The sequence below is a fragment of the Planococcus sp. CAU13 genome (assembly GCF_000775575.1).
Taxonomy (GTDB): domain Bacteria; phylum Bacillota; class Bacilli; order Bacillales_A; family Planococcaceae; genus Planococcus.
The window spans coordinates 1-280 of record NZ_JRGN01000084.1; the positions used below are offsets into that span (position 1 = coordinate 1).

1 protein-coding gene is annotated in these 280 nt (G+C 38.6%); it reads right to left on the bottom strand.

What is annotated here, in order from left to right; translation table 11 throughout:
• Nucleotides 1-280: hypothetical protein (locus KW93_RS17375; RefSeq protein ID WP_033541636.1), on the bottom strand; the 280-nt coding region annotated here is incomplete at both ends.

Below are 280 nucleotides of genomic sequence, written 5' to 3' on the forward strand. Positions count from 1 at the left end.
GCACCCGCTGCATTCCTTTCGATAATTTCACTTTTCAAGACTTTAAATTCTATATTTTCTGCAGGAAAAGGCATTTTTTTAGCTTGAAGCTCCGTTAAAGAAACGGCTTTTGCACGGATTTTTTCAATGTATTCTTTTTTCATCGCATTATCTATCTGTTTTTCAAGTACTGTGAGTTTTTCCTGAGTATCACAAGTCGCACTGCCGGAGTCGAAGCAGGCAACCAGCGTTTTTATCTCATCCTGTGTCTTTTCGATAATTTCAGCCTTGATGATCCCAA